Genomic DNA, 14,993 nt, shown 5'->3' with positions numbered 1-14,993 from the left:
GATTTTTCGTCAGGTTATAGAGATTCGAATAGGTTTCAAAGGAAAATCCATGATTTCTCGGGTTTTTTTGGCCTTCTTTTTTTGGATTGCATAAATCCTTCCTTTTTTGCACGATCCTAATAGGAATTCATATCATCTAGACTTTTTGCTTTATATTCGGGCCTTTCGGACCGTCAGATATATAGGCCTTAGAGAGAACCGAACAACCATGAATGTTTTAGGTAAACACAAACAATACTGCCTGACTCCGGACGAAATAGAGAGTAGATTAAAATCGGTATCGATACAGCCGACCATGCAAAGGATTTCCATTTGCCAATACGTACTTTGTGAGGCGGATCATCCAACTGCGGAAGAAGTAAAAGAATGGGTAGATAAACGTTCTTTGAAGATGAGTTTGGCAACCGTTTATAATACCCTAAACGTTTTAGTATCTGCCGGTCTGTTAAGGGAATTTAAATTTTCCTGTTTGGGAAAGTCGGTATTCGATAGCAATATTGACGATCATTTCCATTTCTTCGATGAGAAGTCCGGGAAATTCCACGATCTAGATGCGGAGCTAATAACCATCGATTCCAAACTACCTAAGGAGTTTAAAGTGAATAAGATGGATATCCTATTCACTGGATCTTTGGAAGAATCGAACGTTTCCGCTTAAATCTTGTTAGATATTAATCGCTTCGCCTAAAGCCTGTCCTGCCGCTTCCATTACGGATTCTGAAAGTGTAGGATGGGCATGTATCCTTCCCGCAATCTCTTTCAAAGTCAATTCGCAACCCATTCCTAGATTGATCTCTCCTAAAATTTCGGTGACATTCGGTCCGATCAGATGAGCTCCTAATACTTCTCCAGTCTTGCGGTCCGCCACTAGTTTTACCATTCCTTCGACTTCCCCTAAGGCTTGCGCCCTACCGTTCGCTCTAAATGGGAATTTTCCTAGGACCACGTCTATGCCTAATTTTTTGGCTTCTTCTTCCTTTAGGCCGACTGATGCGACTTCTGGATGGCAGTATGTACAGGCAGGGATTTTAAGATAATCCAACGGTTCATAAACCAGTCCATGAGGATTTTTGCTTTGGATGGAGATCGCTTCTGCAGCTTTCACTCCTTCTGTCGAAGCCACATGAGCGAGTAAAGGTGCTCCAATACAATCTCCGATTGCGTAGATATTCGGGACCTTGGTTTTATATTTAGTATCCACTTTGATAAATCCCTTCTGGAGAAATACTCCTATCTCTTCCAAATGGATTCCTTCCGTATTCGGAGTGACTCCTATGGCAACCAATACCTTATCGAATTTTTTTCTTTCACCTTCCGGCGGGATACCTTCTCCTTTCAGAAGAATAGAAACTCCATCCGATTCTAGTTTAGGTTCCGAAACTCCTACGCTTGTTAGGATCTGTATGCCTCTTTTTACGAAGGAACGATTGAGTAAGTTGGATATTTCAGCATCTTCTAATGGAAGGATCTTGTCCTGCATCTCCACAACTGTGACTTGGGTCCCCATACTAGAGTAGAAGTCCGCAAATTCTATTCCGATAGCTCCTGCACCGATGATCGCTAAAGTTTTAGGAGGGGAGTCCTGTATCATTGCATGTTTACTGGATAGAACCTTGTCCCCATCGAATGGAAGTCCTGGAAATTCTTTGGGCCTTGCGCCTGTTGCGATTATAAAATATTCAGATTGTATCTCTTCTTTAGAAGTGTCCGGAAGCCAGATCGTATTTTTGTCTTTGAAAACTGCGTTTCCTTTCTTTACGGAAATCTTATTCTTCTTCATCAAGAATTCAACTCCGTTAGACATTGTGTCTGCGACACCTCTGGAACGTTTGATTATATTTGGAAAATCCGGAGAGGCTTTTTCTACCTTAAGGCCGAAGGAGTCTGATTTGCGAATAGACTCCAATAAATGTGCGGATTCTAAAAGCGCTTTAGTGGGAATACAACCCCAGTTCAAACAGACCCCGCCTAGTTTTTCTTTTTCTACTAGACAAACGTTCAATCCGAGTTGTGCTGCTCGAATGGCGGCCACATATCCTCCTGGGCCTCCGCCGATTACAGTCAGGTCGTAGTTTTCCGCCATCTCGTTCCTCCGGATGGCAATTTTGGATTTTTATTCCGACTCTGGGAAGAAGTTTTTATAGGGGAGACGCAGAGAAAGGCGCAAAGAAATTAGAGTCGCTAAGATTATTTCACGCGGAGACGCAAAGTCGCAGAGAGATAGGGGAGGATGCTTGGTAGGAATTCCAACGTTCTACTTCCAAAACATCCCTTCGCGTCTCCGCGGCTCTGCGGCTCTGCGGCTCTGCGGCTCTGCGGCTCTGCGTGCCAAAAACTCTGCCGCTCTTTTAACCTCTGCGGCTTACTTAACCGCTCTTTTTCTTAAGAACTAGGATCATTCTACTTGCGTTACTTTTGAATTTTAATTCGTTATAATTGGAGTATACATGTAGGATCTCCATCCTGTGTTTTGCGAGCATTCTTTGGAGTTCTACCAAAAAGTAGGCTCTCATCAGGTGTTTATCCTTGATCTCTTTTGCGTTTAGATTATAAATATAATTTACTTCGACTACAGTGGACTGGTCAGCTCTGACTAGACGAAATCCTCTGTTTCTCTGGATGGTAGTATTTTTGGCTTTGATCTGAGCCACGGGACCGATCGCTTTTCTTTTGATTTTTCTAAGAGGTTCCGCATTCCAAACTTCTAAAACTGCTATGCCTGCCGGTTTTAAGTTCTGCTCCAGATTTTTGAGTGCCGCTTCCACTTCTTCATTAGATAATAAATAATTAAATGAACCGAATAAACTGATAATCGCGTCCCATTTTTCTTGGGATTTATAGGACTGCATTGCCCCCACTTCGAATTTACAATGGGAATATCTTTTTTTGGCTACCTCTATCATTTTGATGGAGGAATCTATTCCCCTGGATTTGTATCCAAGGCTTTGGAAATGGGTGACATGCTCTCCTGTTCCGCAACCCAGATCCAGAATGTTTCGGACCCTATGTTTTCGGAAAAGCCTATCTATAAATTGGGTTTCCATCTCGAATTTTCGAGCGTTCTTTTCAATATCGAAGTAATATTCTGCCAGTTCCGAGTAGAGTTTCATAGAAAAATCGTTTGAGCCGGACCGGGGAAAACCCGTTACATATAGTAACGGAACTGAAGTTTACAAAATGCAATTTTTCCCCCAATTTTTTCCAATTTCAGAAGTTTTTCCAATCGCCTCCGCTTCTCTTTCCACCTGGATCGACGGGGAAGTGTTGGCCTTGGGTGGGATTGCCTTCTGCCTTCTCTCCCTTTTCGGATACGTAGTTCATACTACAATGGATAGAAGAGAGGAGAAGGAAACCGAGGAAGGCGTTCCATTCTTCCAGTCAGTTTTAAAAGAAGAAGTTCCCGAAGTTCGGGAGGAAGCCTCTATCGGCGGGAATAAATTTGAGGAAGGTGTTCCTACCATCCCCCAAGAAGAGTCTTCCTATCTTTTTAAAGAAGATATTCCCAAGGAGACAAAAGCTCCTTTCCAGTCCTTCTACTTTCCTGTCCGAGGAAAAACCTACGAGGCTGTAAAATTTTTCTTAGATTCCATCCAATCCATAGAAGAATATTGGGAAGTTCTGCTCCATGACTCCAAAGGAGATCTACAGACAGTAGCAAGTAAGACTGGAAGTATTTCAGTTTTCCCATCCGAAAGAAAAAAAGCCTCCGGACCCAAAGAAGGAGAGATCGTTTGGAAACTGGAGTGGGATTCTTTTTCATTGGGAGAAGTTAGACAAACTTCTTCCCTTTCTGAATTTTCCCTTGATGAAATTTCTTTTAGATTGGATAAACTTGTAGAAGGACTGGTTCTTGCCGGAGAATCTCAGGACGGAGAGACAGGTTGGAGTTCCTACCCGATATTTTCCCAACATTTGGAAAGGGAAAAATATGAGGGGCAAGATACAAAAATCCTGGTCTTTATGGAATTCGAGTCCGACGGGGACTTGGTTTCCGATTTTAAAAGTTTGGGTAATTGGTGGAAGTCTAGATTCGGAGAAAATTCCCCTATCTATCGTATCCGAAAAAATAGACTCGCTACTTTCTTCAATGCGGAAGATTGGATCAAATTCCAAAACTCACTTTCCGGACTCATGGAATTTTTAGGTCCGGATAAAACCAGATTAAATATAGGAGCTTCCGTTCGGGTCAAAAAGGATGACTCGGACTGGGAACCGAGAGCCAAAAAAGCATTACATTCTTCTAAAGAAGAGGGACCGAACCGATTAGTATGTCTTTGAACATAGATCCTTTATTGGATGAAAAATTCATACTTACAATTTCCCAGATCTTTCCGGAGTTTTTGGAAAAAAACCTGGGTGTCCATGCTGTTCGAGAAGCATTCGGTCCTTCTAAGAACGAAGGATTATGTTATGAGAATTGTACTGCTGTGGAATTCCAAGGAGAAGCGAAGGGTAGGCTTTTTCTTGCAATGGACGGTTATACTAAACTCAAACTTTTACCTAAGATCGCAAGATCCTTTCATATAGATCCTACGATCCGAAGCCATGCCGCTTCGATTATGTTGGAATTTGCCAACCAGATCTGTGCAGAACTTATTTCCGAAATGAAATTGGGAAGATTCCAAATAGATATTCTTCCCCCCGAAAATTTGAACAACAAATTGGTCCCGATCGATCTTGAGAATCTGAGACAGTACATTCTGATCTACTTTTTAAAAGACGAGGATGCCAAAGAATATTTGGGCAGGATCTACCTCATTCTTCTGATGCAAAAATATTAATATAGATAAAAAGGCTTCCTTTGCATGATTCGATACTCTTTCCAGGGACTCCCATTCTTACTTAAATACGCAGATATGATAGATTCTCCCGATTCGCCAATCCGGGAGGAAGAATTAAAAGTTTCTAAGAAGTCTTCTTTCAGAACAAAAATATTTCCGGGTCCAAAAAATTCCCCCGTGATCTACCTTCAACATGGCATGAGTAATCGGGGCATAGACGATCCCAGAATTCTCACTCTTGCAAAACATCTGAAGAATACCGGTGCCACTGTGTATCTTCCCGAACTTACGGAAGTGAAGGGCCTTGAGATCTCGGATGATACTGTTCCGAATATCAGATCCCTATTCCAAGAAATAGTAAAAATAGAAGGTCAGGCAATTTCCTTCTTGTCCGCGAGCTTCTCCGCCGGGATGGGAATGGTGGCATTATCAGGTAGGGAAGAACAGAAGAATCTAAAATCCGCTCTACTTGTTGGAACATATTCCGACTTTGCGGAGACTCTTCCGTTTATTTTATCCAATTACGATGTGGATCCTTACGCAGTTCATGTTTTACTATATAATTATATTTCCAAGTTAGAACCCAAACTTTCCAAGTTAGAAGAGTTCTATTTTGAGGCCGCTCTAGATAACGGTTTAAAAAGAACGGGAGAAGGGGAGAAGGCCCCCAAACTTCTAAAAAAGCTAAATCAGAAGGAAAAGGATTTCGTATACTCAATCCAAACCGATCCGGCATTTAGAATGGGCCTTGTAGAGCCTATCTTCTCAGTGTTGCCGCCTAACTTCATTTTACGCAATTCTCCTAAGAACTTCCTATCGGATTGGAAGGCGCCTATCGCATTATTGCATGGATCGGACGATCCAGTGATCTCTCCGCTGGAATCAGAGCAATTATTCGGTTCTTTAGGGAATGGTAAGGAGGACTGGAAAGTCATCTTAAGATCTAAATTGATCACACATGGGGACCATTTACCCTTTTACACTCAATTAGGTGAGATCCCAAAGCTAGCCGGACTATGGGGTTTTTTTCTAAAAAATTCAGGTCTCTAATATTGTTTACGTTATATTTTCTGAAAATATTCCGTCCTTAGAGATAGGACTCTTGCGTCTTTTTTATGCTTCGAAGCCTTGTATATTCGGAGCAAAAGGTTATAGTGGTCTTATAGTTAAAAACGCGAAAAGGAATAACCTTGCCGGTTCAAATACGATCTTTTTCGGATCTTTCAGAAGGGTTCGAGAAAGGATTTCTTCCGTGATAAAAAAATGCGGAGGAAACTTCTTATTGAATTGTTAGCTAGGTAGTATGGTTGTGAGTACAGAGCAAACTTCGGGTGTATCAGATCAAGAGACAAGTTGGGAGAGTGTATTTTCTCTTAAGGTCAGTTCGGATAATCTGGGCGCCGATCTAACGATTCGTCCCGGAATGATCAAGGGAAGGGCTCTTTCCACAAGCATTGTTATCGAATATCTTCATAATAAGGATATTTCCCAAGATCGTATCATCGGGGACAATATCTATGGAGCTTTAAAGCAGCTTCAAACCGCTACCTCTCGGATGGATTTTTCACCGATTTCTTTCGTGGTTGCCCAAGGTTTTCCTCCCGTAAAAGGAGAGGACGGTTGGGTAAAATTCTATCATCCCCAAGCCCAAAGAGTTAAGATCGGAGAAGATGGACACGCGGATTATAGAAATATTGAAAGATATATTTATGTAAAGGCGGGAGAAAAACTTGCCACTTTATTCGAAGGGATTCCGGGCAAACCGGGTATGGATGTTTTCGGAAAGCCGATTGCTCCTCCTCCTATCAAAAGGCCTAAACTGACTATCGGTAAGAATGTTCAGGAAAAGGGGTTGGTCCAAGAGAATAAACCTTTAGTAGAATATTTCGCTACTTGTAACGGTGCGATCTTCTCCACTGAATCTTCTATCACCGTTTCCCAAGAATTGCAGATCGACTCCAACGTGGGACTCGGAACCGGAAACATCAATTACGACGGAAACGTTTTAGTAAAAGGTGATGTAGAAGCCGCCACCTCCATCAAGACCCAAGGGAATCTGATGGTAAAAGGAAACGTAGAAACTTCGGATCTGACTATCGCACGCGACTTAGAAGTGAGTGGCGGGATCAAAGGTGACGGAAAGAACGTAATCAAGATCGGCGGACATCTTTATGCTAAGTTCATAGAGAACGCAGAGATAGAAGTAGACGGAGACGTCATTGTAGAAGGTTTTATTTTGAACTCCAAGATCCATTCTCTAGGTAATGTGATCCTGAATGGGTCCAGCGGTAACTTGGTTTCTTCTACCGTATCTACTTATATGGGTTTGACCTGCGCTACTTTAGGTTCTCAAGCGGAACTTGATGTGACAGTGGAGTTGGGATTCCATTTTAGAAATGAGAAAAGTTTCCAAGATCTTACCAAACGTCTTCAAGTTGCGGAGAAGGAGATTGAGAAGGTCCTTCCTAAAGTGCAACAGATCAAACAAATGGTCCATAGATCCAGAGGGCAGATCCCTGAAGATAAAAAAGAAGGTTACCGTAAGGTTTTTGAGGAATATAACAAGCAGAACAAATTTATAGAGCTTGTGAAACAAAAACTAGAAGTATTAAAATCCTCTAGATTCAATACCGGCGAAGTACAACTTGTGGTCCGAAAAGGGGCCTATAAAGGAAGTATCGTAAAATACAGAAGGCAGGTGGAAAAGGTGGAAAAATTCCAATCTGCATTTATGATGCGTTTTCAACCAGGGCAGGACAAGGCCGCCATGGTTGCTATCAAACCTCAGAAATAATCAGCCGAAAAATTCTTTGATCTTATCCGGGGGAACGATCCCTTTCTCCGTAATAAATGCATTGATCAGATTCGCAGGTGTTACGTCGAAAGAAGGGTTAAGAGCTTTTACTCCGACCGGGGCAATGATCCCTTCCGAAAGGATCGCTTCTCCTTTTTCGTTTTTTAGGAAATTCAAACGAGTCACTTCGTCTTGGGTCCTCATTTCTATCGGGATCTGAGAGCCGTCGGTAATTTTGAAATCGAAACTTTTTTCAGTGGCTGCGATATAAAAGGGAACACCATGGTATTTTGCTAAAACCGCCAACGGATACGTTCCGATCTTATTCGCAGAATCGCCGTTAGCTGCTACTCTGTCCACGCCTACGATGACAGCGTCTATCTTCTGGGAAGACATGAGCCAACCTGCCATGCTATCCGTCATCAGATAATTTTCGATCCCTTCTTCCATGAGTTCCCAGGCGGTAAGCCTAGCTCCTTGTAGATATGGGCGAGTCTCGTCCGCATATACAGTAAGATCATGTCCCGCTTCCTTTAGGGAACGGATGACTCCGAGTGCGGTTCCGTGTCCAGCGGTCGCAAGAGCACCTGTATTACAATGGGTGATAATTTTTAGTTTAGTAGGAGAAGAAGGGAAAAGGCCTACACCGTTCTTCGCCAACTCTAAATTGTTCCGGATATCTTCTTCGAAAACATGGATCGCAAATTCTTCCGACTTTTGTTGGAGTTCCGACAACGAGACATTTTCATATTTTTCTTTTGGAAAAATAGAAGAGAGTTCCTCGAATGCTCTACGAAGATTCACCGCAGTCGGTCTGGATTCCAGTATTTTGGAAAGTATGGTTTGGAATTCTTGGTAATCGGGTTTTTTAGAAAATTTTTTGAATTCCAGAACCGCACCGAATAACCCGGTGATTGCGATTGCGGGAGCGCCTCGGACCACCATTTCTTTTATTGCGAAAATTGCGTCCTCGGAGTTTTGAGCGGTAAACCATTCTTTCTTGCCTGGGATCTGTCTTTGGTCTAAAAGTTTCAGTCCTTCTTTCTCCCAAAAAATCGGCCTTAAGTTCTCTTTTTTCATTTTTTTACTCTCCGGAGCTAAAGCAGGCCTCTCGTTTTTTCGATGATAAAACTGTGATTGAAATCATCCCCGACTCCCCGGCGGATGAGGACGAACCGGGGCAGATCCCGCCCCGGCTTTGCCTACTTGACTAGGATACCAGTACCTTTAATCCTTACATAATGGCAAAGAGAAATCCGACCTCAGGTCCGAAGCTTTTCGGATTCTCGCTGATTCACCCGCTGAACCTGGTCTTATTCTTCAATATTTTCGTTTGGGCTCTTCTAATGATGGAAGGTGGCCGAGGAATTATTACCTACTTTTTCGGATTAAACCCAAGCCTTGTTATCGAAAAGAAAATGTATTGGCAGGTGTTCACATACGGATTCCTGCATGTGGTAGGAGGCGATTTTTTCTCTTCTATTTTACATATCGGAATGAATATGTTCGGACTATTCACTGTCGGTTTCTGGCTCTGCAGATACATTGGTGGTTGGAAATTTTTAAGCGTATATCTTCTCTCTCAATTGGGCGGAGGACTTTTCGTTTTGTCTTTCTCATATATAGGTTGGAAGACTGGGCTTGTTCCGGAAAATTCAATTTGGGATAGTTATCATTCCACTACAGTAGGCGCAAGTGGCGGAGTTTTTGGAGTGCTTGCTGCATTCAGTCTGATGTTTCCCGAAGCAAGATTTGTATTCCCTCCTGTGAGGGCAAAATTTGCTCCTTGGGTGTTGATCGGATTCGGATTTTCCGTGGATGCTTACCATCTTTTTCAATTCCATTCCAGTGGAGTCATGTCTCAGAGTTTTTTCGGAATGATGAGTAACTCCGGCCATTTAGGCGGAGCGGTCTTCGGTCTATTGAGCCTTCTTGGCTTACAAAAATTCGGAGGAAAGACCAAAACCCCGATCTTTGTAAGAAGATGGGAAAGGCCTAAGGAAAATCAGGAAAGGGTAATCGTTCGTCCTAAAAATTTAGGGGACCCATTTGAGACACAGATCAGGAAAAATCGAGAACTGTTAAGTCAACTATATGGAATTTCGGACGCAAAAGAGAAGGCAAATATACTCGAACCTCTGCAAGCCGAGAATACGAATCTTTGTCCTCCAGGAGACTACAATCCTGAAGATATGTTTTGTCTTCGCTGTGAATGGCTTCAAAACTGTGAATTAAGAAAATTAAAAAGGTCGGACTCGCAGCTATGAAAGAATTTTTTAAAACTTTTTCGTCTATCTTGTTATAGCAAGTATAGGACGGAAATTTCTGGACATAAATTGAATGCGTCCATAGAATAGTTTCCGTCCGAAAATTCGGACAATCGGCTTTGAGGACCTCAGTAAAATTGGCGGATAAAAAGAAAACAGTTCTCCCTGACGTGCTTATGAGGGAGAAATTACAAAAGATCGCCTTGAACGAAAAAGCAAAAGCTTCCAAGATCGTAGGATCGGACAAAGCAAATTCAGGTGACTCAAAACCGGAAGATGGGCCTGGTTCTAAAATTTACAAGGCCATAGACGAGTCTCTCTCTGACCTCAGATATTATTTTTTAGAAGGCGAATACGGGAGTAGGATCGCCGACTTATTCAATCGTAACGAAAGCCAGTTCGACAGATTAGGTATCACACCTAGACGTTTTTTGGAATTCGCCAGAGAGTCCTTCGATCGTTTTAAACAATTACAAAAAAAAATGCCTTTGGAACCGATGAACAAAAAGGGTTGGGAATATCTGGAAAGAAGTCTGCTTGAATTGATCGGCAAACTGAACGAGAAGTTTAATAAGTAAAATTATTCGTACAAGGTCACTAAGTTGCTGGGAGCTAACTGTAAGAACTCCGACAACAAAGTTCGCCGGTGTATAAAAAAAGCCGCAAGATGAATCCTGCGGCTTTTTCGTTTTGAAGTCAGGCGAAAAGATTAGAAGAATCTTTTTGCAGCTTCTTCCGGAATTGCGATACCGGTAAGTTTTGCTTTTTGGAGAACTTCCCAGAAGTAACGATAAGTCGCTCTATCGTGAAGATCTCCGTCGTGTTGGATTGGTCCCCATTCTGCGTCTTGCGCTTTTACAAGGATAGCAGCAGAAGTTTGGACTTCGCTGTAGTCAGGCGCCATCGCATCTAAGATCGCTTGGATCTGAGTTGGATAGATGGACCACATACGAAGGAATCCGAACTCGTCATGAGCTCTTTTTGCGTCTTTGTAAGTTTGGTATTGGTTTTTCAGGTCAAGAGTAACGTTGTGAGCAGGAATTACTCCGTGAGCGAGTGCCGCAGCCACACAAGTAGCTTTTGCTCTTCTTAATAATTCGTGGTCGAATTGTCCAGGGCTCTTCATACAAGAAGCTGGGATTGCTCCGTGGTGACCGGAGATAAAGTCCATTAGACCGAAATCGATTACTTGCATCCAAGGAAGAGCAGCGATCTTATCAACATCGGCAAGCGCACCGTGAGTTTCGATCAAAACGTGGATCGGGATCTCTCTAGTGATCCCTGCTTTTTTAGCAGCGCCTTGGATATAGGTGATCATTTCTTCCACTTGGGAAGCTTTGGTAGGTTTAGGAATGGTGATGTATGCGATCTTGTTTCCTGCGCCTGGAACGATAATGTCTACATCTTGTTTCCAGAAAGAATTGGTATAATCGTGGATCCTTACACCGCTCATATTGTGTTTATTGAGTTCGGAGTTTTGGATACGGACGATCATTTCCGCATGTTCTTTTTCTTTTCCGGTTTGAGCTCCGTCTTCGCAGTCCATTGTGATGTCGAAAAGACCGCCGAGTTTGTTCTGTAACTCCAGAGCTTTAGTGATCAGTTTTTCAGAACCGGCAAAATGTTCACAGGCCGGGATGATGGGGAAAGGTTTTTCTCCTTCGAATAATGCATCCTTAGGATGTGGTAATTTGGACATACAAGTACCTTTTAAGTTTTTGCGATTTTAGCCTAGCTCGGCTGTCTCAGAACAGGGTTTTCAGGAAAGGCCTTCCAGGCAACGGATTTTTGGAGGAAGGACCTACGCTTCTAAGAGTTGTAGGATGACCGCTTTTTGCGCATCCAAACGATTCTCCGCTTGTTGGAAGATAATGGATCTAGGACTTCTGACTACTTCTCTAGTAATTTCGTAGCCTGAATGGATCGGCATATCGTGCATCACCTTTGCCTTAGTCTCTTTGAGTAATGCCTCGTTGATCTGGAAAGGCATCATTAGGTTCATCCGCTCCTTCTTTTTATCCGCGAATGCAGGATCGTTGAAGAACTCCATATCTACCCAGGTATCCGTATAAATATAGTCCGCATTTTTTACGGAACGAATCAGATCAGTCTCCCATTGGATGGTACCTTTCTTCTTAGCTCTTTCCACTGTTTCTTGGTCTATGTTCTCGGTCTCTGCAATCGGGGTAAGAAGGGTAAGTTCCATTCCTAAAGCCGAGGTGATACCGATCAGGGAATTTACTACGTTGTTATGCACACCGATATAGGTAAGCTTTAGTTCCTTAAGCGGTTTAGGATTGTCCATAACGATGGTCAGAATATCCGCCAGCGACTGGCAAGGGTGGAATTTATTACAACATCCGTTGATGACCGGGACCTGAGAACCTGATTTAAGCTGTAGGAGCTCTTCATGCTTTCTCATCCGAGCCATGATGACTGATACGTTTCTGGAAAGGTATTCTGCCTCCAGGTCGATGTCGGAAAGAAGAAAGTTAGAAGTCATCCAATCCAAATAGATCGCATGACCTCCCATCTCAGTCATTGCAACTTCAAAGGAAACCCTGGTGCGAGTGCTTGTCTTTTGGAAGAGCATAGCGAGAGTTCGACCGGTCATATGTCCCAGATAATTTGCCCTATGGTTTTTAACATGGACTGCAAATTGTAGAAGGTCTAGGACTTCTGCGTCGGACCAATCCTGCCAGGAGATAAGATGTTTAATTTTAGGGGTTTCCATAGACTGTTAAACTATTACAGTCTAGAAAATCATCACAGGTAGATTCGACAATCTCAAAACTCTGGGGGGATTAGAGAGGGAAAAAGGGGAGGGAACTAAATCTCCCTCCCTAAGTGTTTTCCGGGGAAAAAAGCGTGATCCAGTTTCTTTATAAGAAATGACCGGCCGAAAGATTAAGACCTTTTGGTTACGCCGGTTTTACCGAAGGAATACGAATCCGTGAAGATTAATCTCTGTTTTCATGCTGACAAGGGCCATCGTTCCAAAAACGTTTCCTATTAGAGAGGGGAACCGTGTCGGAAAGCGCAATTGGCCAGAATATAATAGAAGAGGAAACCAAACGTAGGAGAACCTTCGCAATCATTGCCCATCCGGACGCAGGTAAGACCACCTTGACCGAAAAGCTATTATTGTATGGAGGCGCTATCCAACTTGCGGGTGCTGTAAAGGCGCGTAAAAACCGTAAGGCAGCCACTTCAGACTGGATGGAGATGGAAAAAGAGAAAGGGATCTCCATCACCTCCGCAGCGTTACAATTCGAATATAAAAATCATGTATTAAATTTATTAGATACTCCTGGTCACGAAGACTTCTCCGAAGATACATACCGTACATTGATCGCAGCCGACACTGCAGTCATGGTGTTGGACGCTGGAAAGGGAGTAGAGCCCCAAACAATCAAATTGTTCAAAGTATGTAGGGACCGCGGAATTCCGATCGTTACATTCGTAAACAAGATGGACCGTCCTACCAAAACGATGTTTGCGCTCTTGGACGAGATCGAAAAAGTTTTAGGAATTGCTGCCATTCCAATGGTATGGCCTATCGGGACAGGAGTGGATTTTAGCGGGGTTTATAATCGTGTGGATAAAAAGATCTACACTTACGACAAAACTCCGGGCGGTTCCCAAAAATCCGCATTCCAAAGTTCCGGTGTAGAAGATAAAAATCTGGACTCCATGTTCGAGGATTGGGTCTTAAAACAATTTAGGGAAGAAGTAGAACTAGTCGAAGAAGGCATCGCCGCATTCTCCTTAGATGAATTTTTAGATTCTAAGATCACTCCCGTATTTTTCGGATCCGCAGTGAATAACTTCGGAATACAATTATTCCTAGACCATTTTTTAGAAATAGCACCTCCTCCGCTATATTTCCCTTTGAAGAATGGAGATCGTTTAGATCCGGTCACCACTCCTTTTAGCGGATTCGTCTTCAAGGTGCAAGCAAACATGAACAAGGCCCACAGAGATAGGATCGCATTTTTACGTGTATGTTCAGGTAAGTTTGAAAGAGGGCTTAACGTAAACCACGGAAGATTAGGAAAAGCTGTTAAACTTTCTTCTTCCTTTGCCTTTTTCGGACAAGATAGGAATACTGTAGATGAAGCTTATCCGGGAGATATTATTGGCCTAGTAAATCCGGGCACATACTCTATCGGAGATATATTAGCGATCGGTAAAGTCCCCGATCTTAAACCTCTTCCTGTATTCGCTCCCGAAATTTTTGCCACTCTTTCCTGTGTGGAAACTGGAGCTCTTAAAAGTTTCAGAAAGGGAATAGAACAACTCGCAGAAGAGGGAATTCTTCACTTATTCACTTCACAAACTGTGGGCGGTGGATTGCCTGTGATCGGTGCAATGGGCCAGTTGCAGTTTGAGGTGTTTAGAAGAAGGTTACAAGACGAGTATTCTGCTCCTACGAATATCAATATTCTTCCTTACCAAGTTTCTTGCTGGTTGCCTGAAGAAGATATTCCGAAAGTCCCGCAAGGTTCGAATCTTGTGACTGATAGTCTAGGAAGGGCCGCACTTCTGTTCGATTCGGAATGGGAGAAAGGTTATTTCCAAAAGAAAAATCCTGAGATTAGGCTTCTGGATTATCCTACGCAGGATGTTTCTGAATTGAACCAGGAATATTGAGAAAAAATCTTCCGATACTATTTAACGAAATTTGAATGAACTCGGATCCGCATTTCGGAATCTTTCAATATCATAATTTCTTCGTAAAAATGGAATCCTTTCCTCGCGTACAGATGAATTAGGGTTTCTGCACATTTGGATCAGTCTTCTATCTCATTTTGGATAGGCTACTTCCCGCAGAGGGTTCATTAAGGCAAGTTGAACTCGAATTAAAGCAAACAATTTTGGTGAAGTAAGAAAGTTTTTTCAGATTTGTAAATTTATCTTGAATAGTGAAAAAAAGCCATTTTTTTGTGATTTGAGTCATCTTAGGGTAGTGTTTATGTCACAGCTAACCGTATCTTTTTTACGTAGAATGAGAGTATATTTAATATTGGCAGGGTTTGTCCTGTTTCCCTTTCAAGGGACATTAAAATCTCAAGCTGTGGACCCTGGAAGTATGGAGTTGCCTACAGGTGCCTACCAATCTTCTCAATGGGACAGTCTCTTCCAGCAAGC

Annotated in this window: 13 protein-coding genes; 8 read left to right on the top strand and 5 right to left on the bottom strand. The window is 42.6% G+C overall.

Annotated elements, in window-relative coordinates:
• Nucleotides 1-208: 208 nt before the first annotated feature.
• Nucleotides 209-658, top strand: a complete 450-nt coding sequence (gene perRB / locus LEP1GSC185_RS00160) for a peroxide-responsive transcriptional repressor PerRB (RefSeq protein ID WP_008592027.1) — start codon at nucleotides 209-211, stop codon at nucleotides 656-658.
• 6 nt (nucleotides 659-664) lie between these two features.
• On the opposite strand, the gene lpdA is transcribed toward perRB, so the two are convergent.
• Both lpdA and LEP1GSC185_RS00150 read right to left on the bottom strand, forming a co-directional pair.
• Nucleotides 665-2,083, bottom strand: coding sequence for a dihydrolipoyl dehydrogenase (gene lpdA / locus LEP1GSC185_RS00155; RefSeq protein ID WP_008591932.1), 1,419 nt, complete (start codon nucleotides 2,081-2,083; stop codon nucleotides 665-667).
• Between the two features lie 283 nt (nucleotides 2,084-2,366).
• On the bottom strand, nucleotides 2,367-3,110 hold the full coding sequence (locus LEP1GSC185_RS00150; protein ID WP_008591943.1) for a class I SAM-dependent DNA methyltransferase: 744 nt from the start codon (nucleotides 3,108-3,110) through the stop codon (nucleotides 2,367-2,369).
• Nucleotides 3,111-3,177: 67 nt separating this feature from the next.
• On the opposite strand from LEP1GSC185_RS00150, the gene LEP1GSC185_RS00145 reads away from it, so the two are divergent.
• From LEP1GSC185_RS00145 to LEP1GSC185_RS00125, 4 genes are all read left to right on the top strand, one after another.
• Nucleotides 3,178-4,278: a hypothetical protein gene (locus LEP1GSC185_RS00145; protein WP_008591991.1), complete on the top strand. Its 1,101-nt coding sequence runs from the start codon at nucleotides 3,178-3,180 to the stop codon at nucleotides 4,276-4,278.
• Nucleotides 4,269-4,781, top strand: a complete 513-nt coding sequence (locus LEP1GSC185_RS00140; protein WP_008591954.1) for a chemotaxis protein CheX — start codon at nucleotides 4,269-4,271, stop codon at nucleotides 4,779-4,781. Before LEP1GSC185_RS00145 ends, LEP1GSC185_RS00140 begins: the two co-directional genes overlap by 10 nt.
• A 24-nt stretch (nucleotides 4,782-4,805) precedes the next feature.
• On the top strand, nucleotides 4,806-5,831 hold the full coding sequence (locus tag LEP1GSC185_RS00135; protein WP_008592009.1) for an alpha/beta hydrolase family protein: 1,026 nt from the start codon (nucleotides 4,806-4,808) through the stop codon (nucleotides 5,829-5,831).
• Between the two features lie 253 nt (nucleotides 5,832-6,084).
• Complete coding sequence (locus LEP1GSC185_RS00125) at nucleotides 6,085-7,575, top strand: DUF342 domain-containing protein (RefSeq protein ID WP_008592016.1); 1,491 nt, start codon at nucleotides 6,085-6,087, stop codon at nucleotides 7,573-7,575.
• Here the strand turns inward: LEP1GSC185_RS00125 and mtnA are convergent, their stop codons facing one another.
• Nucleotides 7,576-8,655: an S-methyl-5-thioribose-1-phosphate isomerase gene (gene mtnA, locus LEP1GSC185_RS00120; RefSeq protein ID WP_008591957.1), complete on the bottom strand. Its 1,080-nt coding sequence runs from the start codon at nucleotides 8,653-8,655 to the stop codon at nucleotides 7,576-7,578.
• Nucleotides 8,656-8,816: 161 nt separating this feature from the next.
• Between mtnA and LEP1GSC185_RS00115 the strand changes: the two genes are divergently transcribed.
• Both LEP1GSC185_RS00115 and LEP1GSC185_RS00110 read left to right on the top strand, forming a co-directional pair.
• Nucleotides 8,817-9,842, top strand: a complete 1,026-nt coding sequence (locus tag LEP1GSC185_RS00115; protein WP_008592028.1) for a rhomboid family intramembrane serine protease — start codon at nucleotides 8,817-8,819, stop codon at nucleotides 9,840-9,842.
• Between the two features lie 137 nt (nucleotides 9,843-9,979).
• The gene (locus LEP1GSC185_RS00110; protein ID WP_008592012.1) at nucleotides 9,980-10,420 is read left to right on the top strand and encodes an LIC11177 family protein; all 441 of its coding nucleotides are present in this window, start codon (nucleotides 9,980-9,982) and stop codon (nucleotides 10,418-10,420) included.
• A 131-nt stretch (nucleotides 10,421-10,551) separates the two neighbouring features.
• Here LEP1GSC185_RS00110 and LEP1GSC185_RS00105 read toward each other — a convergent pair whose 3' ends face one another.
• On the bottom strand, nucleotides 10,552-11,541 hold the full coding sequence (locus LEP1GSC185_RS00105) for an HpcH/HpaI aldolase/citrate lyase family protein (RefSeq protein WP_008591989.1): 990 nt from the start codon (nucleotides 11,539-11,541) through the stop codon (nucleotides 10,552-10,554).
• A 102-nt stretch (nucleotides 11,542-11,643) separates the two neighbouring features.
• Entirely contained in the window at nucleotides 11,644-12,576 is a 933-nt protein-coding gene (locus LEP1GSC185_RS00100; protein WP_008592021.1) for an ornithine carbamoyltransferase, read from the bottom strand.
• Nucleotides 12,577-12,869: 293 nt separating this feature from the next.
• On the opposite strand from LEP1GSC185_RS00100, the gene LEP1GSC185_RS00095 reads away from it, so the two are divergent.
• Nucleotides 12,870-14,495, top strand: a complete 1,626-nt coding sequence (locus LEP1GSC185_RS00095; RefSeq protein WP_008591971.1) for a peptide chain release factor 3 — start codon at nucleotides 12,870-12,872, stop codon at nucleotides 14,493-14,495.
• The last annotated feature ends 498 nt before the right edge of the window (nucleotides 14,496-14,993 follow it).

Source organism: Leptospira licerasiae serovar Varillal str. VAR 010, from assembly GCF_000244755.1.
Lineage (GTDB): Bacteria > Spirochaetota > Leptospiria > Leptospirales > Leptospiraceae > Leptospira_B > Leptospira_B licerasiae.
The sequence above is the reverse complement of the archived record's forward strand: the minus strand, read 5'-3'. Positions and strand labels throughout refer to the sequence as shown.

Bases quoted from the DNA above. Each gene is read 5' to 3' on its own strand.
- perRB (WP_008592027.1), top strand. From the start codon at position 209: ATGAATGTTTTAGGTAAACACAAACAATACTGCCTGACTCCGGACGAA.
- lpdA (WP_008591932.1), bottom strand. From the start codon at position 2,083: ATGGCGGAAAACTACGACCTGACTGTAATCGGCGGAGGCCCAGGAGGA.
- LEP1GSC185_RS00150 (WP_008591943.1), bottom strand. From the start codon at position 3,110: ATGAAACTCTACTCGGAACTGGCAGAATATTACTTCGATATTGAAAAG.
- LEP1GSC185_RS00145 (WP_008591991.1), top strand. From the start codon at position 3,178: ATGCAATTTTTCCCCCAATTTTTTCCAATTTCAGAAGTTTTTCCAATC.
- LEP1GSC185_RS00140 (WP_008591954.1), top strand. From the start codon at position 4,269: ATGTCTTTGAACATAGATCCTTTATTGGATGAAAAATTCATACTTACA.
- LEP1GSC185_RS00135 (WP_008592009.1), top strand. From the start codon at position 4,806: ATGATTCGATACTCTTTCCAGGGACTCCCATTCTTACTTAAATACGCA.
- LEP1GSC185_RS00125 (WP_008592016.1), top strand. From the start codon at position 6,085: ATGGTTGTGAGTACAGAGCAAACTTCGGGTGTATCAGATCAAGAGACA.
- mtnA (WP_008591957.1), bottom strand. From the start codon at position 8,655: ATGAAAAAAGAGAACTTAAGGCCGATTTTTTGGGAGAAAGAAGGACTG.
- LEP1GSC185_RS00115 (WP_008592028.1), top strand. From the start codon at position 8,817: ATGGCAAAGAGAAATCCGACCTCAGGTCCGAAGCTTTTCGGATTCTCG.
- LEP1GSC185_RS00105 (WP_008591989.1), bottom strand. From the start codon at position 11,541: ATGTCCAAATTACCACATCCTAAGGATGCATTATTCGAAGGAGAAAAA.
- LEP1GSC185_RS00100 (WP_008592021.1), bottom strand. From the start codon at position 12,576: ATGGAAACCCCTAAAATTAAACATCTTATCTCCTGGCAGGATTGGTCC.